Origin of the sequence: Lentilactobacillus parafarraginis DSM 18390 = JCM 14109 (assembly GCF_001435895.1) — a bacterium.
Classification (GTDB): Bacteria; Bacillota; Bacilli; order Lactobacillales; family Lactobacillaceae; genus Lentilactobacillus; species Lentilactobacillus parafarraginis.
Genome location: NZ_AZFZ01000034.1, coordinates 13405 through 31412 on the forward strand (window position 1 = coordinate 13405; position 18008 = coordinate 31412).

17 protein-coding genes, 2 tRNA genes and 1 other RNA gene are annotated in these 18008 nt (G+C 45.3%); 9 read left to right on the forward strand and 11 right to left on the reverse strand.

The window, feature by feature from the left end:
• Window positions 1-225: 225 nt before the first annotated feature.
• The 6 genes from upp to FD47_RS08725 form a co-directional block, all read right to left on the reverse strand.
• Window positions 226-855, reverse strand: coding sequence for a uracil phosphoribosyltransferase (gene upp / locus FD47_RS08700; protein WP_040538048.1), 630 nt, complete (start codon window positions 853-855; stop codon window positions 226-228).
• 109 nt (window positions 856-964) lie between these two features.
• On the reverse strand, window positions 965-2212 hold the full coding sequence (glyA, locus tag FD47_RS08705; protein WP_054734977.1) for a serine hydroxymethyltransferase: 1248 nt from the start codon (window positions 2210-2212) through the stop codon (window positions 965-967).
• 30 nt (window positions 2213-2242) lie between these two features.
• The gene (locus FD47_RS08710) at window positions 2243-3265 is read right to left on the reverse strand and encodes an L-threonylcarbamoyladenylate synthase (RefSeq protein ID WP_054734980.1); all 1023 of its coding nucleotides are present in this window, start codon (window positions 3263-3265) and stop codon (window positions 2243-2245) included.
• 11 nt (window positions 3266-3276) lie between these two features.
• The gene (gene prmC, locus FD47_RS08715; RefSeq protein WP_054734983.1) at window positions 3277-4128 is read right to left on the reverse strand and encodes a peptide chain release factor N(5)-glutamine methyltransferase; all 852 of its coding nucleotides are present in this window, start codon (window positions 4126-4128) and stop codon (window positions 3277-3279) included.
• Window positions 4121-5206: a peptide chain release factor 1 gene (gene prfA, locus FD47_RS08720; protein ID WP_008215014.1), complete on the reverse strand. Its 1086-nt coding sequence runs from the start codon at window positions 5204-5206 to the stop codon at window positions 4121-4123. The genes prmC and prfA overlap by 8 nt, the downstream gene beginning before the upstream one ends.
• A gap of 19 nt (window positions 5207-5225) precedes the next feature.
• Complete coding sequence (locus FD47_RS08725) at window positions 5226-5798, reverse strand: thymidine kinase (protein ID WP_225352873.1); 573 nt, start codon at window positions 5796-5798, stop codon at window positions 5226-5228.
• Window positions 5799-5977: 179 nt separating this feature from the next.
• Between FD47_RS08725 and FD47_RS08730 the strand changes: the two genes are divergently transcribed.
• Complete coding sequence (locus FD47_RS08730; protein WP_054734986.1) at window positions 5978-7324, forward strand: Mur ligase family protein; 1347 nt, start codon at window positions 5978-5980, stop codon at window positions 7322-7324.
• Entirely contained in the window at window positions 7324-8028 is a 705-nt protein-coding gene (locus FD47_RS08735) for a type 1 glutamine amidotransferase (protein WP_008215017.1), read from the forward strand. Before FD47_RS08730 ends, FD47_RS08735 begins: the two co-directional genes overlap by 1 nt.
• A 100-nt stretch (window positions 8029-8128) precedes the next feature.
• Here FD47_RS08735 and FD47_RS08740 read toward each other — a convergent pair whose 3' ends face one another.
• Window positions 8129-9145: a serine hydrolase domain-containing protein gene (locus FD47_RS08740; protein WP_054734992.1), complete on the reverse strand. Its 1017-nt coding sequence runs from the start codon at window positions 9143-9145 to the stop codon at window positions 8129-8131.
• A 268-nt stretch (window positions 9146-9413) separates the two neighbouring features.
• On the opposite strand from FD47_RS08740, the gene FD47_RS08745 reads away from it, so the two are divergent.
• From FD47_RS08745 to FD47_RS08755, 3 genes are all read left to right on the forward strand, one after another.
• A complete protein-coding gene (locus tag FD47_RS08745) occupies window positions 9414-9743 on the forward strand; it encodes a hypothetical protein (protein ID WP_008215023.1) in 330 nt (109 codons plus the stop codon).
• Between the two features lie 82 nt (window positions 9744-9825).
• Window positions 9826-10425 carry a hypothetical protein gene (locus FD47_RS08750; protein ID WP_054734996.1) on the forward strand — a complete coding sequence of 200 codons (600 nt, stop codon included), beginning with the start codon at window positions 9826-9828 and terminating at the stop codon, window positions 10423-10425.
• Between the two features lie 140 nt (window positions 10426-10565).
• Window positions 10566-11951: a matrixin family metalloprotease gene (locus tag FD47_RS08755; protein WP_056980534.1), complete on the forward strand. Its 1386-nt coding sequence runs from the start codon at window positions 10566-10568 to the stop codon at window positions 11949-11951.
• A gap of 195 nt (window positions 11952-12146) precedes the next feature.
• Here the strand turns inward: FD47_RS08755 and FD47_RS08760 are convergent.
• Window positions 12147-12220 (reverse strand) — tRNA-Glu (locus FD47_RS08760).
• Window positions 12221-12350: 130 nt separating this feature from the next.
• On the opposite strand from FD47_RS08760, the gene FD47_RS08765 reads away from it, so the two are divergent.
• Both FD47_RS08765 and FD47_RS08770 read left to right on the forward strand, forming a co-directional pair.
• Window positions 12351-12422 (forward strand) — tRNA-Gln (locus FD47_RS08765).
• 540 nt (window positions 12423-12962) lie between these two features.
• The gene (locus FD47_RS08770) at window positions 12963-13214 is read left to right on the forward strand and encodes a hypothetical protein (RefSeq protein WP_008215028.1); all 252 of its coding nucleotides are present in this window, start codon (window positions 12963-12965) and stop codon (window positions 13212-13214) included.
• A gap of 90 nt (window positions 13215-13304) precedes the next feature.
• On the opposite strand, the gene FD47_RS08775 is transcribed toward FD47_RS08770, so the two are convergent.
• From FD47_RS08775 to FD47_RS08785, 3 genes are read right to left on the reverse strand one after another with little or no spacing between them, the layout of a single operon-like run.
• Window positions 13305-14795, reverse strand: coding sequence for a sensor histidine kinase (locus FD47_RS08775; RefSeq protein ID WP_056980536.1), 1491 nt, complete (start codon window positions 14793-14795; stop codon window positions 13305-13307).
• Window positions 14792-15532 (reverse strand): response regulator transcription factor, encoded by a 741-nt coding sequence (locus FD47_RS08780; protein ID WP_054734998.1) that lies wholly within the window; start codon window positions 15530-15532, stop codon window positions 14792-14794. The genes FD47_RS08775 and FD47_RS08780 overlap by 4 nt, the downstream gene beginning before the upstream one ends.
• Window positions 15533-15549: 17 nt before the next feature.
• Window positions 15550-16248: a cysteine peptidase family C39 domain-containing protein gene (locus FD47_RS08785; protein ID WP_054735000.1), complete on the reverse strand. Its 699-nt coding sequence runs from the start codon at window positions 16246-16248 to the stop codon at window positions 15550-15552.
• 130 nt (window positions 16249-16378) lie between these two features.
• On the opposite strand from FD47_RS08785, the gene FD47_RS08790 reads away from it, so the two are divergent.
• On the forward strand, window positions 16379-17152 hold the full coding sequence (locus tag FD47_RS08790; RefSeq protein ID WP_054735003.1) for a Cof-type HAD-IIB family hydrolase: 774 nt from the start codon (window positions 16379-16381) through the stop codon (window positions 17150-17152).
• Between the two features lie 49 nt (window positions 17153-17201).
• Window positions 17202-17569, forward strand: a transfer-messenger RNA (tmRNA) gene (gene ssrA, locus FD47_RS15035).
• Window positions 17570-18008: the final 439 nt, after the last annotated feature.

The following is an 18008-nucleotide window of genomic DNA, read 5'->3' on the forward strand; positions in this document are numbered from 1 at the left end:
AATATTGAAAGCCGCTATTGCCTATCAAATTAGGGGATCAGCCCATGTTACAGTGTGAAGTTACATTGGGTTTGCATTGCGTTTGGAAATCGTGAAAAAGTCTTTCATTATTTATCGTATATGGCCCCAATAAAATACAATTTTTATGGCGTTTTTTGGCCTAAATAACTGCTAGTTGGGTTATACGAAAAAAGATTGCATCAATCACATGCAATCCCAATTTGCCTACTTGGTTCCGAAGAGTCGGTCACCCGCGTCCCCTAAACCAGGAACGATGTAGCCCTTATCATTCAATTTTTGGTCCAATGCTGCCGTGTAGATGTCAACATCCGGATGGGCTTTTTGAAGTGCCTTGACGCCTTCAGGGGCTGCCACCAGACAAACAAATTTGATGTTGGATGCCCCGCGTTTCTTCAACGCGTCAATTGCCATGATTGAAGAGCCGCCGGTTGCCAACATTGGGTCAACCACAAAAATTTGCCGTTGATCAATGTCAGACGGCAATTTTACGAAGTACTCATGGGGTTCGAGCGTCTTTTCATCACGATACATCCCAATGTGGCCAACCTTGGCAGCGGGAATCAAATCCAATATGCCATCAACCATTCCGATTCCGGCGCGCAAAATCGGGACGATGGCAACCTTTTTGCCAGAGATCTGCTTTGCATGGGCAACGCCTTCTGGTGTCTGAACGTCCACGTCTTCCAACGGCATATCCCGGGCAACTTCGAAAGCCATTAGATTGGCGATTTCGTTCACAACTTCCCGAAATTCTTTAGTCCCACAGTTTTTATCACGAATAATGGTTAATTTATGCTGAATTAACGGATGATCCATTACTTGAAACTTACCCATCATTGTCCACTCCTTTTCTTTTTCTAGATAATTGTATCACATATAAGTGGGTGAATTTGGCGAAAAAAGCCTGAAACCATAATTAGTTTCAGACTTTTGATATGAAATGTTAGTCGACTGGATGGGCCTCAGTTAGTTGTTCAACCTTAGCGGAAACATCCTTCAAATTATCAGCATTTTCAGGGTCAGAAATCACCTGCAGGATCAGACGAGCGACTTGTTTAGCATCATCTTCATTGAATCCCCGGGTGGTAATTGCCGGCGTCCCCAAACGAAGGCCGCTTGTCTTCGAAGGTGGCAGCGGGTCATTTGGAATGGACTCTTTGTTGGTGGTAATGTGAACCGTATCCAATGTATCCTGAAGCTGCTTACCGTTCAATCCGGCCTTTGTCAGATTCAATGTCATCAAATGATTATCGGTACCGCCCGTTAAAACGGACACGTTGTCGGAAGCCTCAAAGACGGCTGCCATAGCCTGGGCGTTCTTGATAATTTGGGCAGCATAGTCTTTAAAAGCCGGCTGCAAGTCTTCATAAAATGCAGCTGCTTTTCCGGCAATCACATGTTCCAATGGGCCACCCTGGCTGCCCGGAAAGACAGCGGAATTGATTTTCTTAGCGTACTTTTGCTTTGCTAAAATCAAGCCGCCTCGAGGGCCGCGTAGGGTTTTATGAGTGGTGGTCGTCACAACATCGGCAACCGGCACAGGATTTGGATGAAGACCCGCAGCAACCAAGCCGGCAATGTGAGCCATGTCAACCATTAAGTATGCGCCAATCGAATCGGCAATCTCCCGGAACTTATCCCAATCAATAATCCGGCTATAAGCAGAGGCCCCGGCAATGATCAGCTTAGGCTGAACATCTTTGGCAATCTCGGCAACTTGGTCGTAATCAATTAACTGGGTTTTGGGATCCAAGCCGTATGAATATGAATCATACAATTTACCAGAGAAGCTGACCTTGGCACCGTGGCTTAAATGACCACCGGCATCGAGACCCATTCCGAGAATTTTATCCCCTGGTTTAAGTAATGCAGCGTACACAGCCTGGTTAGCCTGTGAACCTGAATGTGGTTGAACGTTGGCATATTCAGCGCCAAATAGTTCTTTGGCCCGATCAATTGCAAGCTGTTCGACAACGTCAATGAACTCACAGCCACCGTAGTAGCGGCGGCCTGGATAACCTTCGGCGTATTTATTGGTCAACACCGAGCCCTGAGCAGCCCGAACAGCATTCGATACAATGTTTTCAGAAGCAATCAATTCAATGTTATGCTTCTGCCGATTTTCCTCATTCGCAATTACATCCCATAGTTCGGGATCTGCCTGCTTGTAATCATAATTCAACTGCAACACCTCATCATTTTTTTATTTGGTATACATTGATTATAACTGCTTGAAATGCATTTGCCCAGCGGATTTATTCAATCTGTTCATGTAAGCTTCGCCAATCCCCGTCGGTATAAGGCCCTGGGTAAAAATAATTTTAATTTCGGGGTGATTGTCGAATTCCCGAAGATCTGCGAACAAATCCCGGCTTGCCGTTCGGGAATTGCTGCCAAGCGTCAAAATCTGCGCGTTCATTGGCCAATCAATAGCTTCAATCGTATTTTGAAACGCCATGACGCCGATCGGCTGGGGATGAGCCTCGATCCATTTGGCAACATCCGTCCACTGATCGTCTGGATCGACAATGTAAACCTGGGCGCTGGGAGCATAATGTTTATACTTCATTCCCGGAGCTTTCGGCGCCTGGTCAGCATTAACGTGATGGCGCTCATCATTGACCTGTCGTTTAAGGACGGCTTCAATATCATCTTCGGTCACGGCACCCGGTCGCAATACGGCCGGCTGATCAACGGACATATCCAAAATGGTTGACTCCACGCCAACGGTGGTTGGGCCGTCATCTAAAATGGCCGCAATTTTCCCCTTCAAATCATGATAAACGTGTTGGGCGGTTGTGGGACTTGGTTTACCAGACGTATTTGCTGAAGGGCCAACAATTGGCACTCCGGCTTCCGAAATTAATGACAGGGTTAATTGATTATCTGGAAAGCGAAATGCCGCCGTGTCCAATCCACCCGTCACCGCTTTAGACAACGCATTTGGTTTAAGCTTGAAAATCATTGTTAATGAGCCGGGCCAAAACGCTTTGATGAGCCGATGAGCGTCTTCGCTCAAATGATCGACATATTTCTCAACCATCTCAACTGATGAAACGGTAACGATTAAGGGGTTGTCACTTGGTCGCCCCTTAGCTGCGTATACCTGCCGAACCGCGGCTTCGTTAGTCGCATCCGCACCCAATCCGTAAACCGTTTCGGTCGGAAATGCGACGAGCTCGCCCTTCTTAATAAATTCGGCGGCCTGCTTAACCTGATCTGCCTTTAAAATGCGTGTTTCCATGGTATAATTCCTCATTTCTTAATTTCAATCATTCGTTCATGACCGGCGACATCGTGTTTCGCGATAACGGTCGCCGCCGGCATACTGGTATGAAAAATATTTTCAACCTGAGCCTGCTGCCTGAAACCAATCTCAAGGAAGAGTCGACCAGCCGGCGTTAAATAACGATCCGCCTCGTGGGCCAGTCGTTGATAGATCGCTAACCCGTTTTGGGGAGCAAAAAGCGCAATTGCCGGTTCATTTTCAATGACGCTGGCATCCATCTCGCTCTTCTCAGAAATGGCGATGTACGGTGGATTAGAGACAATCAGATCAAATGAACCGGTGAGATTCTGAAAAAGATCACTCTGAACAAACGTGATGGGCGTCTGCAGGTTGCGGGCGTTTTTTTCGGCGACTTTGAGTGCCGCATCAGAAATGTCACTTGCAGTTACCTGCCAATTCGGCCGATTTTTCTTCAGCGCGATTGCAATTGCCCCACTGCCAGTACCGATATCCAGAACTCTAAGCGGGTCGCTTTGATAACCGGCAGTTTCCGTCAACACCCAATCAACCAGTTCTTCAGTCTCAACGCGTGGAATCAAAACGGCCGGCGTTACGGCTAACGTTAACCCGTAAAAATCGGTCTGCCCCACGATATACTGCACGGGCTTTCCGCCTAACAGTTGATCAACATTCTCTTGGAACTTTTGCCACTGTTCAGCGGTCATCACATCTCGATAGTGGCTTAGCAGCCCCACGGTTGTGATTCCGAGCTGTTTTTCAAGTAAAAAATCAATGGCCGTCATATCAACTTGGGTTAAATTTTGAATACGAAAAGAAGCCCACTTGCGGGCTTCAAAGTAAGTTGGCAATTTATTCATGAGTTAAATTCTCGAGTTTCTTGGCCTGATCGGACACGATCAGCGCATCAATAATGTCATCCAACTCGCCGTTCATAATCTTATCAAGTTTATTAAGGGTTAACCCGATTCGGTGATCGGTAACCCGGTTTTGCGGATAGTTATACGTTCGAATCCGCTCCGAACGGTCGCCGGTCCCAATTGCCGATTTCCGTTCCGCGTTATATTGATCCTGTTCTTGTTGGGAATAGTAATCATAAACCCGGGCCTTCAAAATTTTCATGGCCTTCGCACGGTTCTGCTGCTGGGATCGTTCATCCTGCATTGCCACAACAATCCCAGTTGGCAAATGGGTCATCCGGACAGCTGATGATGTCTTGTTAATATGCTGACCACCAGCACCGGAAGACCGATAAACATCGACTCGAATGTCCTTTGGATCGATGTCGATATCGACATCCTCTTCTTCGGGCATTACCCCAACGGTCGCCGTTGACGTGTGCACCCGACCGGCTGATTCAGTTACTGGGACTCGTTGAACCCGATGAGCCCCATTTTCGTACTTCAATTTCGAATAAACCTTGTCACCAGTGATCATCAAAACGATTTCCTTGAACCCACCGACTTCGGTTTCGTTCTTGTCAATGATTTCAACCTGCCAGCCCTGCCGCTCAGCGTACTTTGAATACATGCTGAAGAGGTCAGCAGCAAATAAGCTTCCCTCGTCGCCACCGGCAGCCCCGTGGATTTCCATAATAATATTTTTATCATCATTGGGATCCTTCGGTAACAGCATCACCTTTAATTGGTCCTCAAGCTTCTGCTTTTGGTCCTTAAAGTCGGCAATTTCATCCTTTACCATCGATTCCAGATCCGCATCGTCAATCTTTTCTCGCAGCATCTCTTCGTCGTCGTCCAATTGCTTGGAGACCTTCTTGTACTTATTATATGCGGCGACTGTGTCCCGCAGATCGGCTTCTTCCTTGGAAAGCTTCATAAACTTCTGGGTATCGGCAATCACTTCTGGATCACTGATTAACTCGTTAAGTTCATCATAGCGGTCCACGACCGCCTGTAATTGATCAAAAATTTCGTCCATTTAATAATTCCTCACTTTGTTACTTTATCGGTGGATTATAGTAGTGTCGCCGGCAAACTGGGTAGTAGGATTCATTACCGCCCATCTGAATCTGCTCACCTTCATAAACCGGCTTGCCGTCATGAAGACGCAAATTCATTGTGGCTTTCTTACCGCAGAACCAGCAAATTGTCTTCATCTCTTCAATTTTGTCGGCATACAATAGTAGATTTTCCGATCCCTCAAAGAGTCGATTTTGAAAGTCGTTCTTCAAACCAAAGGCAATCACTGGAATATGCAGCTCATCAACAATCTGGGCCAGTTCAAACACATGCTTGCGTTTCAAAAACTGGGCCTCGTCAATTAATACGCAACTGGCGTGAGCATTAATTTCCTGCACCCGTTTGAAAACGTTGGTGTCGTTTTCAATTGGGATGGCCTTTCGCTCCAGCCCGATTCGTGACTCGATCATCCCCTCTTTTTCCCGGGTATCCAACGCACTGGTCATGATAATCACGCTTTTGTGCTGTTCCTCATAATTATGAGCAACCTTGATAATTTCAATGGTCTTACCACTGTTCATTGTGCCGTAACGATAAAAAAGTTGCGCCATTTTTCCACCTTTTTTCCTTGAAAGCTTCTCTTCCATTATACAGATATTTTGCTAAATATCGATATTCATCCTTAAAAATTCGTTAGTTGTCACTTAATTCTCCCTGATTGCCCGCCAATATGATAAACTAAGAGTTTGATTATACTAGTTTATAACGTTCATTTGAAGGAGTAATTTACATGTCTCTCAAAAGTTCAATTGCGACAGCTGCCGGGAAATCTTCCTACTGGTTTCTTCACACATTCTTCAAGGGCGGCAGTTCACTGCCGGGAAAGATCACGAAGAAACTGGATCCGGACATTTTATCAACGCTTGCTCGAAACTACGATGTCATTGTCATTACCGGAACCAACGGGAAAACCTTGACCACCGCGTTGACCGTTCAAGTGTTGAAGGAGAAGTACGATCATATTCTGACCAACCCCACCGGCTCCAACATGGAACAGGGAATTATTACCACTTTTTTGCACGCCTCGTCCACAAAGGGGAAACGGCCGCTGGCAATTCTGGAAGTTGATGAAGCCAACGTTATTAAGGTGACCCAGTACATCAAACCAAAGGCCTTCGTTTTCACTAATATTTTCCGGGACCAAATGGACCGTTATGGGGAAATTTACACCACCTATCAAAAAATCCTCAACGGGGTCGCCTTAGCCCCTAACGCCACCATCATCGCAAACGGTGACGCGCCAATTTTTCATTCAAAACAACTGCCAAACCCAATCATCTATTATGGATTCGACAACCAACCCGATCAGGATATTAAGGCCACGCCCAACACCGATGGCGTGCTGTGTCCCCAGTGTCAGCATATTCTTCATTACCACTTTATCAGTTACTCTAACCTTGGCAAATACTTCTGCCCCAACTGCGGTTACGAGCGGCCCAAGCTTAATTTTGCCCTGAATAAAATCACGGCATTATCACCCAAGTCGTCTAGCTTTGAAATTGACGGTGAACCGATTAAAATTGAGATTGGCGGGGTGTATAACATCTATAACGCCCTTGCGGCATACACCGTCGGCCGATTTATGGGCGTCAGTCCGGCTCAGGCAAAGCAGGCGTTTGAAAAGGATAAGCGGATTTTTGGTCGTCAGGAAGAAATCAACGTTGATGGCAAACTGGTAACGTTAATCTTAGTGAAAAATCCGGTTGGGCTTAATCAAGTGATTGACATGATCTCCACCGACAAGGATCCGTTTACGTTTATCGGGTTGTTGAACGCCAACTATGCGGACGGCATCGATACCAGCTGGATTTGGGACGGGGACTTTGAACGCTTGCCCAAGATGAACATTAAACAGTTTATTACCGGCGGTCAGCGGTATAAAGACATCACCTACCGGCTTCAAGTGGCCGGCGTTGATCCGGATAAGCACTTAGTTGAACCTGATTTGGACAAAGTGGTCGCCATGATTCCAAAGGCCCCCACAAAAAAGGTCTATATTTTGGCAACCTACACCGCCATGTTAAGTTTACGCAAAACATTCGCCGCTAAGGGATTTATTAAGGGAGGAATGGGATAATGGCCTACTCACTTCGCGTCTGCCACCTCTATGGGGACCTCATGAACACATACGGGGACCTCGGCAATATCTTGGTTCTAAAGTATCTCGCCCGTCAAATGGGCGTTGACTTAACCTCTGAAGTTGTGAGCCTGGATCAGGAATTTGATCCCGACCAATTTGACATCGTCGTCTTTGGCGGCGGTCAGGACTTCGAACAATCAATTATTTCCAAGGACATCCAACACAAAAAGCAGGCCCTCACTTCCTTCATTGAAGATGGTGGTTCGGTCGTCGCAATTTGCGGCGGTTATCAATTGTTAGGTCACTATTATATCGGTGCCAATGGTGAAAAGCTCATGGGCATCGGCGCGTTGGACCACCATACGGATAAGCAAAAGGATCACCGGTTTATTGGTAACGTCGTTATCCAAAACGAAGAAACCGGCGAAAAATACCACGGCTTTGAAAATCACCAGGGAATTACCTTTCTTGGCAAGGGTGAGCGCCCGTTAGGCAAGGTCTTGGAGGGCCATGGCAATAATGGTCAGGACCACACTGAAGGCGCCATTTACAAGAACGTTTACTGCACCTACTTTCACGGCCCGATCCTTGCAAGAAATAATCAGATTGCTAAGCACGTGCTCCTAAACGCGTTGCGGCGCAAATACCCGGATGCCGACTTGAGTCAAGCCGAGAAGGTTCCTGTGGGCAGTACATTTTAGTTCGTGAATCAAAAATCAATCACATCAAATAAACCGGTTAGGAAATGAGTCATTTCTTAACCGGTTTTTGCGTTTTTTAACGAACGATTTCCTGATATTTTTATTCAGATTGGCGGTTGGCGTCCTGAATGAAGGTTCGGATCAGTCGACTTCGGTACGGAAAGAACTGTTGATTTGTCGCGTCAGGATGAACCCGATTGGACAGGAAAACCAGCGCCTGCTGGGCCTTGCGATCCACGACAATGAGTGTCCCGGTATAGCCGGTATGTAAAATGTAATGGTGGTCATGATACTGCCGGAGAATCCAGCCAAATGACCGGCTTCTCAAATGATCCGGCGTTTGGTCCACAAATAGCTGATCGACCCATTGGCGGCTAACAAAATCCGGATAGTCAACCTGTCCCAGCAACCACCGACTGAAGTGAAGCAGATCCTCAACTGGTGAAAATAGACCAGCTGCCCCACAGTCGGCTTTCAAAATGCGCGTTTTCGGATCGTGAACCACGCCCCGAAGAAGGCCCTTTCCCGGCAGAATAGCCGTCGGGACCACTTGATTGACATCATCCGGATGGAAGGTGGCATTGGGCATATGAAGGGCTGGCAGTACCCGTTCAGAAATTAATGTCTGCACCGGTTTGCCGAGAATCTGAGACGCAATCCACCCCAAAAAAATAAAGTTATAGTCCTGATAATGCACCACGTGTTCCAGGTCCGGGCCACTCGTCAAGTTCAAGATTGCTGGAACCAGTTCGGCCTTTGGCAACTCATTTCGGTGAGGAATGTAGCCAACGATGTCAGATGTGTGCGTCAACAAATGCCGAATGGTGGTCTGCGGCGACCGCCACTGCGGTAAATAAGTGCTGATCGAATCATCCAGCTTTAAGCGCTGGTCAGCAAGTAGTTTTAGTATTAAATTAGTGGTCCCCACCACCTTGGTTAATGACGCCAAATCATAAAATTCGTGGGGCTGCAATAATATGCGGTCTGGAACCAACTCTTGATCACCAAAGTAATCGGTCATCGTTTGGTCCCCGTCAATAATGCCATAGGTCACCCCGGGCACGACCTTGTCGGCCACAAACCGATGCATCTCGGCAATTGTTTTCGAATAGTCCATCAATCATTCGCTTCTCTCTGGTCATTGATTATCAACGCCGTTCACGGTATTAACGGTGCTGTATGACCACCATTTTATCCGGATTCTTTCAGTTACACAACTAATCGAATAGTGCCAATTGAAATCTTGATCATTATTTCGACTTTAACCGTGACCTGTGACCAGGTTAAACCTCATAGCTTGAAGACCCGGCTTCTTTTTGGCCTTACCGCCTTTTTTTGGTACAATAATCATAGTTATGATTTGAAATGATGGGAGGATCCGTCCGGTGGCAAGCAATTCTGATACGATTTACCATGTCCTGTCTTACATTAAGGGACATCCAAACAAAGTTAAAATATATCCTGATAAATACGATAACGTCGTTGAAATGTACCTTGATGACGATGTCAAATTGGGGAATCCTGAAATTTATTTCCCAAACCAGAGACTTGAAGTCAACCGAATGGCCCCAGATTTCGTATCCATGAACAGCGATCTGCTGGATTATTTTCACGACAAAACGGCCATGAAGGACAGCAGCTTCCACGATCTATGGATCACGACCTCGCATTTAGTTGACCGCAATAAATATCTGATTGATTTGTCTTTTGAATAGTCATATCCGCCGCCTCAAGCCATCTCTTTGAAGCGGCTTTTCTTCTATGTAAACGCTGCTCGTGTTAACAAGGAGGTCCATGATGATTGATCAATTATTCGATGTCATCACAAAATTATCGTCGTACGCGATGGTTATTTTCTTCGCGCTGTTTGCCTATAGCAAGATCGCTAAAAAACCTCAGAAATACCCATACGGAAAGTACGCCCTCGTTTCGTTACTGCTCATGATTGTGTTTGGGACGCTGTTTTTCAATTCTCCCAGGGGCAAGGCCGTTTTGAAACGTGGCGCCCAAATTCAATCGAGCCAGACGACGTCATCCCATCAAAACCGGGCGACGACCATGGCAGTCCGAAAAACTGTCAAATCGACAACCCTCCTCTTCACCCACCACCTCACGCTTACAGAGCGTGCAGGCGTCTTGGAGATTCGGGTTCGCGATCAAAAAGACACGCTAACATCCTTTAAATTGACGACAGTTGCCATTATTAAAGCAATCAAACACTCAGACTATCAAAAATATAAAAAATTTAAGATTCGTTTCGAAAAGGCCACCGATTCGGGCATCCGCCCCGTATTATCCCTAACAATCACAAGCACGGCCATCGCAAAAGCCGACCTGAATCACCTTAAAATTACCGATTTAAAGCGAATCAGCGAAAATTACTATGAAGCCCGTTAATAATCAACGCGGTGTATTTTATGACGTCGGCCCCCGCTAAGCGTTATAATTAAGGCGTGTACAATTAATTTTGCGATCATTTAGATAACATAATTGATTTAGCGAAACTCAAAACCAGTTATTTTGGAGGCACTTTAACTATGATCAGAAAGAAGCTCCTTGCCAGTGCCACGCTGGCAGCCTTAGCATTTCCAATGGGGTTCTTATCGCCATTATTACAAAAAACCAGCTACGGCAAAGAAACCGTCAAGGTCGTCTGGCGCCAAAAAATGAGTCACCATTCATACACCATCGATCCCAAAAAGGCCAAAAATGCCTATGCCTATTCAGCAAAACTTGGTAAAAAAGTGTTCAAACTGGCCAACTATCGCAAGCGCACCTTTCAAACCAGTTTCCATCAAAAATTGCGAATTAACCAACATTCCCGAATTTACTACTATGTTACCAGCACTTCGGGTAAAAAAGTTAGCGGCTGGGTTTGGCGGGGCTATCTGAACAAATCCAAAACAACCACTAATTCTGCCAAGGCTGATCCAATCATTGGGGCCAGTGTTCGCTCGGAATCCGATCTGAAATCTTACATCGATGCCGCGCCGGATTTGGATCCGAACCTCACCGTTCTTGGTTTTGAATCCAGCGTTTACACGAAATATCGCGCTTTCTTAAGTGCCCAGTATAACTTGGGTCAGTTTTCATCAGCCGGGGTCTTCAAGGATCACCAAGCACGCGTCTATGTTGCTGATGACCAACTCCAGCCATATGTCAGTGCCGCAATTGATAATTGGAATACCGCATTGGGCAAGACTGTCTTCACATTAGGCACAAAGGATGACCACACTCTGACAGTTCAATTAGATTCGGCAACGGGCAAGCAGTGGGACGGCCTCTTCAACCAGAACGTGATCGACATTAATGCCAGTACGTTCACAAATCCCGATTACGCCACCAATAACATTGCCAGCTCCAGTACCCTTGACAATAAACTAAACGATATCTCTCAGCAGGCGTCCGATCTGCTGGATTCCACCAACGTCCTGTTAACCAAGTTACGGTTTAACTACCAGCTGCAGTACCTGGCCCTACAAAGCAATTACAATCAAGCTTCCGGATCGGATAAAACCGCCATCTCCAAACAAATGAGCAGCCTCACCACCAATTATGAGAATCAGGAAAAAATTATCCGGGCAAATTACCAGAGCCAAATCGCGGATCTCCAGCAGTTAGTCAAAAATACTTACAATCAGGAACAGGTTAGTTTATCCCATACTTCTATGAAAAATTACTGGACCACTGTTATTATGCACGAAATGGGCCATAGCATGGGACTCTACCACACGCCGTATAAAAGTGATGTGATGTATGCCTCTGCAAGCAATGAGCAGTCCCCTGACGCCACGCCAAGTCCAGTCCGGTATTCATGGACCCAGCCAAAGGATCCGGACGATGCGCGAGCTTACACAACGGCTACGTTGTCCTCCCGAGATGTGGATCGGGCGAAATTAGCTGAAATCCTGGGTTATTGGTAATTAAGGGCCACACAGTCCAAAAACTTCTCATGAATTTTTAAGCACGTAAAAAGAATTATTCAACGGCTGGCGGTGAGACAAATGGATTGTCCATCGTCTTTTTTTGCCAAAGGTTCAGTGACCAAAATCAAAACTGACAAAAGAGCTGTTAAATGCTTTATTAATCGCATTTAACAGCTCTTAGTTGAATCCATATCACCCGCACGGGGCTCGAACCCGTAACTCCGCCTTGAGAGGGCGACGTCTTAAACCAGTTTGACCAGCGGGCAATGCTCCCAAACTCACAAATAACAGTTTATCTAAATCAAACGAATTTGTCAACTGACAACTAAAATTGAAAAACTTGGTTGACAAATCCGGAAAAAATCGATAATATTAATAACTGTGATATTTGTTCATTGGGTATTCGCCAAATGGTAAGGCAACGGACTCTGAATCCGTAATTTACTGGTTCGACCCCAGTATACCCAATAATTAGATGAGCCCGGTAGCGTTAATAATTGACGCTACCGGGTTTTATTTTCACCACGGTTCCCCATTGCCAGCAGACCCCATTTTTTCAACGCAAACGAAATCATTTCAATTGCAGGAACAAACCGGTTGCTCTATACTTTAATTTGTAATCTACTTTTATGTAGATTCAGGCCATTTTTTACGGGTAACACATTCCTAACTGTCGTAGGCGGGGAATGTGTTATTTTTTTATCGATTATCTTTGCGGACGCTAACTCCCGCAGAATCACTTTCAAGATCAGCGGCAAATTTATCTGCCACCAAACGCCGAATTTTTTAGATGCTTTGGCCCTCATTTTAAAAAAATATTTTGATTCATGCCCTTACCATTATTAACCGCTACCATTCCATTGATACTTGGCCATATTCCCACAGAAAAGTCTCGATCTTTTAAGAATCTTCAAACAATTTTAAAAAGTTTTCATCGACTTTCATTTCGATATATGATACATTATTTGAGACGTCAAAACACAACTAAAAGAACGGGGATAAAACGACATGATTTCACACCAGGAAGCACGACAAACAATTATCGACTTAATTGATGTAGGATCAAACAGCGTGGATGATTTTGAAAAGAAGAAACGCTGGCTAGCTGAAACAAACGACAATGGGATTTCTAATCTCGATGCCGCTGCCCGCCTCCTCCAACATCCGGAAGAAATGGATGCGAGATTTGAAGGTGCCGGTCAAATGAAGGAATTTGCGGAATTCCTCAGAGATGAACCAACCGACAGTTTAGCTGAATAATTCGCTTTAAGTATCATCAAAGGGGCCCCACTCGAAGCATTGCGCTTCAAGCGAGGCCCCTTTGAATTAACTTGTAAATCGGCAGTGTCACTAAGCATCGGTCTTCGGTGACTGCTTTTGTTTTGCCGCAGCCTTCTTTTCCTCATCGGTTTGATCCGGAATGATAACGGTAAACGTGGTCCCTTTATGAGGCTTGGAAGTAACCGAAATCGTCCCACCGTGCTGCTGGACAAGTTGATGAACAATTGCCAGGCCCAGACCAGACTCGCCATACTTATGAGCCCGTCTGGAGGCATCTGCTTTGTAATAACGTTCAAAAATATTTTTTTGCTGCTCCTTGGTCATTCCAATTCCAGTATCGGCAATTCGAATAACCGTTTCCTGATAACCGCGTTCGCCAATCAGGGTAATCGTCCCATTATCCGTAAACTGGATTGCGTTGTTGGTAATGTTAAAGACAATTTGGACAAACCGATCATAATCGGCATAAATCGGCAAATCATCAGGTGACTGAATTTCGAAGTGGTCTTTGGATTCAGCCGCTTTGCTCGACAGCTGTTCGACAATGTTATTCAACACATTTCGGGCGTTGAAGTGCCGCTTTTCAAGCCGAATCGAATTTGAGCGGATCTTCTCATAATCCAGGTTTTCATTGACCAGGCGAATCAATCGCTGGGTCTCATTACTCATCAAATCAATACTTTTCTTTCGCTGTTCTTGCGGGATCACATCGTACTTGATTCCTTCAAGAATCCCGGAAATCGTTGTTAATGGGGTTCGCATTTCGTGAGCCGCATCCGCCAAGAATTCTTGGCGACGCTCTTCTTGCCGCTCAATTTCCTGATTCGCCTTTTCAAGGGATTCAGTCATGTGGTTGAAGTCTGTAATCAACTCACCGATCTCATCCTTGCCGCCAGACTTCACTCGAATCTCATAGTTTCCGTTCGAAACCTGCGTCGCAGCTGCCCGCAGCCGACTGATTCGCCGGTTAAGCCGGCTGGCGATAAAGAAGCTGATAATCATCGAAATGATTAAGGAAACCCCTAAGCCCTTCAATAGATCACGGTTAATCCGGTCCACGTTGGAGTTCACGTCTGAAATAAAGGCACCGGCACTGACAACCGCAACCAACTTCTTGTTGTAGTAGTAGGGCTTTAGAATTTCAATCATTGCCGGCCGCGTTTTGCCATTATTCAACCGAAAGTTACGGTTATTGACCTTGCGAACAATTTGATCCTTGGTCAAATGCCGCCAATCACTCTTGGTCACCTTGGGGGATAACCCGTTATTGGGATAGATTACCTGATTTTTTTGATTAAACACGGTGAAATGCACGGACTGATTCTCCAACAACGCCTGGGTGGTCTTTAAAGTGCTCAGACTAAAGGACACCTTTTGATTGCCCTTTGAATTAACGGTCAGTGACTGCTGAACCAAACTATCCGAATATTTTTCAAGACTGCGCCATTCGTCGTCATACACGAAGCTTTTGGACATCCGCCCAAATGAAAAGCCAAGCAGTAGGATCGTCACGGCAATCACCAGAAAGAACGCCAATAACTGCTGGTAAATCATTTTCATTTCTTTTTATCCACTTCGCTATCATCGAATTTATAACCAACACCCCAGACGGTTTGAATCACTTGGGGGCCGACACGTTCAATCTTCTGCCGTAATTTCTTGACGTGGGCGTCAACCGTTCGTTCGTCACCGTAATACTCGTAATCCCAAACCTGTTCGAGAAGCTGCTCCCGAGAAAACACTTGGCACGGCTTCATTGCCAGCGTCTTTAATAGTTCAAACTCTTTGGGGGTCAGCTCAGGAATCATCTTCCCGTCCAAATAGGCCTCTCTGGTATTGGTATTCAGCTGAAAATGATCCGTCGTGACCTGGTACTGTTTCTTAGGGCTTGCTTCCGTTTGAGTCCCGGATTCTTCGGGCGCCGCCTCAGTATGGGCCCGCCGCTGAAGCGCCTTAATTCTGGCAACTAAGGTAATTGGTGAAAATGGCTTAGTGACATAATCGTCGGCACCCATTTCAAAGCCCAATACCTGGTCACTATCAGAATCCCGGGCAGTCAGCATAATAATTGGCACGGATTTTGATTTCGAGCGAATTTCCTTGGCCACTTCCATGCCGTCTTTTTTAGGCAGGTTCAAATCCAGGGTAATGATGTCCCAACTGTCAGGATCCTCATTGAACATGTCGACGGCTTCAATGCCGTCATAGGCGAAGGAAACATCCCAGCCTTCCTTTTGAAAGAACATCGACATCATTTCAGAAACCGATTTATTATCTTCTATCATTAACAGTTTCATTATTAATCTCCCAACTCCTAATAGCTAATCGCTTCAAAGTTTCCTCGAAGCCAATGCTTTTTTAAATGATTTTGGGAAACGGATTCTAGTTTCCCGGTCCATGGATCGTTATAAAAATAAAGCTTGCGGTTAAAACCCGTGAGGACAATTAGGCTTGACTTCAAATTATTCAGCCCACCAACCCGCATCACAATCGGCCGCCGTCTCAATAATTGCTTGTCAATCTGGCGTAAGTTAACGTGATTGAGGTCCCGAATTGAATGCGTCTTCGAAATAACTAAACTATTCAAACCGACTAATCCGGATCCGGTTGCCTGCCACTTTTCAACAACTTGTTTAATGTCATCATAGGGGGCCTGAATCCCAGCGCTTTCCAATAAAATCGAAAAGGCCGTCGCTTGATTATCAACATCAGCCTGGGTTGGCTGTTTTTTCGGTGGAACATCCAACCGTCGAAACGTTTTGCGGATGTTGCGCTTTGGCAGCCATCCGGCAATATCATCCCGAGTAAAATGGTACCAGATTTGTTTATTAAAAAAGCTGATTTGGTCAATTAGAAAATCCTGTGTTTTAATATCTTCCGGAATTTTGATTTTTTGACTGGAATCGGTAATCTTGCCGTTTTCACTTGCGAGATACCAGTGCTCTCCGGGGATTCTTCTAAGGCGAACGAAAAACCGGTTAGTCTTTTCATTCGCGATGGTTGTTTTTTCCATTTCTTCTCACCCCATACTATTTCTATTTTACCAGAAAATAAGCAACTTGCTTGAAATGGGTCAAGATTGTTATGATATGTGTGACATGATAAGTTTTTCCACAAAATTTAAGACTGAGGTGGCCGCCACTATGTATAAGGGAATTGCATTTTTTGACCTTGATCACACACTGTATAACGAACAAACCAAGGTTGATCCTGAAGTTGCCAACGCAATGAAGCAACTGCGAACCAATAACGTATTACCAGTAATTTCAACGGGAAGAAATATTTTTGAAATTCCGGAAACCCTCGCCCAGACAGAAATTGACACCGTTGTTTCCGCCAACGGCAGTTATGTGGTGTTTGAAAAGCAACCACTTTACAAGGCCGTCATTAAGCCGCAAGTTGTGACGGATTTAATGGCTTTTGCCAAATCCATGGGTGAATCAACCACGGTCATGAACCACCAGGGAGCAGCGATTAACTTTATCACCGATACCACCCGGGATAACTACCATTTTATCAACTCGCGCTTACCTCCGTTAGATGCCGATAAATTTGTGGCTGAAAACGACATTTGCATGATGCTGTTGAATACCGCTGGTCACGATGATGATTATCTCAATAAGTTTAACGATGAACTGACCTTTTTCCGAAATACCCCATTTAGTATGGACGTTGTGATTAAAAACGGCTCCAAGCGTCGCGGTATTGAGGAGCTCATCAGTAAAGCCGGCCTAGCAGGCATCCCCACCTACGCATTTGGTGATGGCAACAATGACATCCCAATGCTCAAATACGTCGACCACCCCGTTGCCATGGGAAATGGCTTGGACGTTGTTAAGGATCACGCCGAGTACGTGACAACCGCCAATACGGATCATGGGATCGTCAACGGGCTGAAACACTACAATCTGATCTAAATCCTTCTACCTATCCCCGTTATATGATACAATTACTTTGTATCTTTATGGGGTCGTTAAGGATTCGACGGGTATAGGTTGAGCCTGGATTGCGTTTCGTGCGGCGTCACGTAAAACCGTCCAGTTAAATTATAACTGCAAAAAATAATAACAATTCTTACGCTTTAGCTGCCTAATAAGCGCTTAACGTAGATCCTCCCAGCTTCGCCCATGGGTTGGATCTGGGTCTTAAATTTAGTGGGCTCACGCTGTTGGCTCCCACCTGAAGTCAACTGAAGAGACTAACCAGGTTAGCCATTTGTGGGTGCCTTGATTAACGGCGTTTCAAATGGTGAATTTTAAGTAGTTGATCTATGAACGTAGAGGTCTAGGTGGCAATATGCTCGGACGCGGGTTCGACTCCCGCCGACTCCATTGATAGGGTTTCATGAGGTGGCATCAGGTGTCAAAATGCTGGTATTAAAGCATTCTTGATTTTCTAAATTGTCACCGATTGTCACTCATTTGCATGAAAAGTTAGCATATAGTTAGCACATTACTAAATTTCAAATCCCATGATACAGGGACGGATTGAAGGACCTTTTAAAATTTAGTTAGCAAATTTAAGCTTTCATCGCGTATCTAATCAATAGATAATGCAATGGAGGCTTTTTTTGCTATGTACGAATTCCAGAATAATAAATACCATGCAATTTTGGTCAGTAACCTTCTTTTTACCATCATAATCGGTATTTCTTTCTCTTCCGAGATACTAATCTTGAACTGTACAATTTACTGATTACCATCATTAAAAATAAAAAGCCCCACCCGAAATTAATCGAGTGAGTGAAGTGAACCCTGCAAGTTGGACACTTTA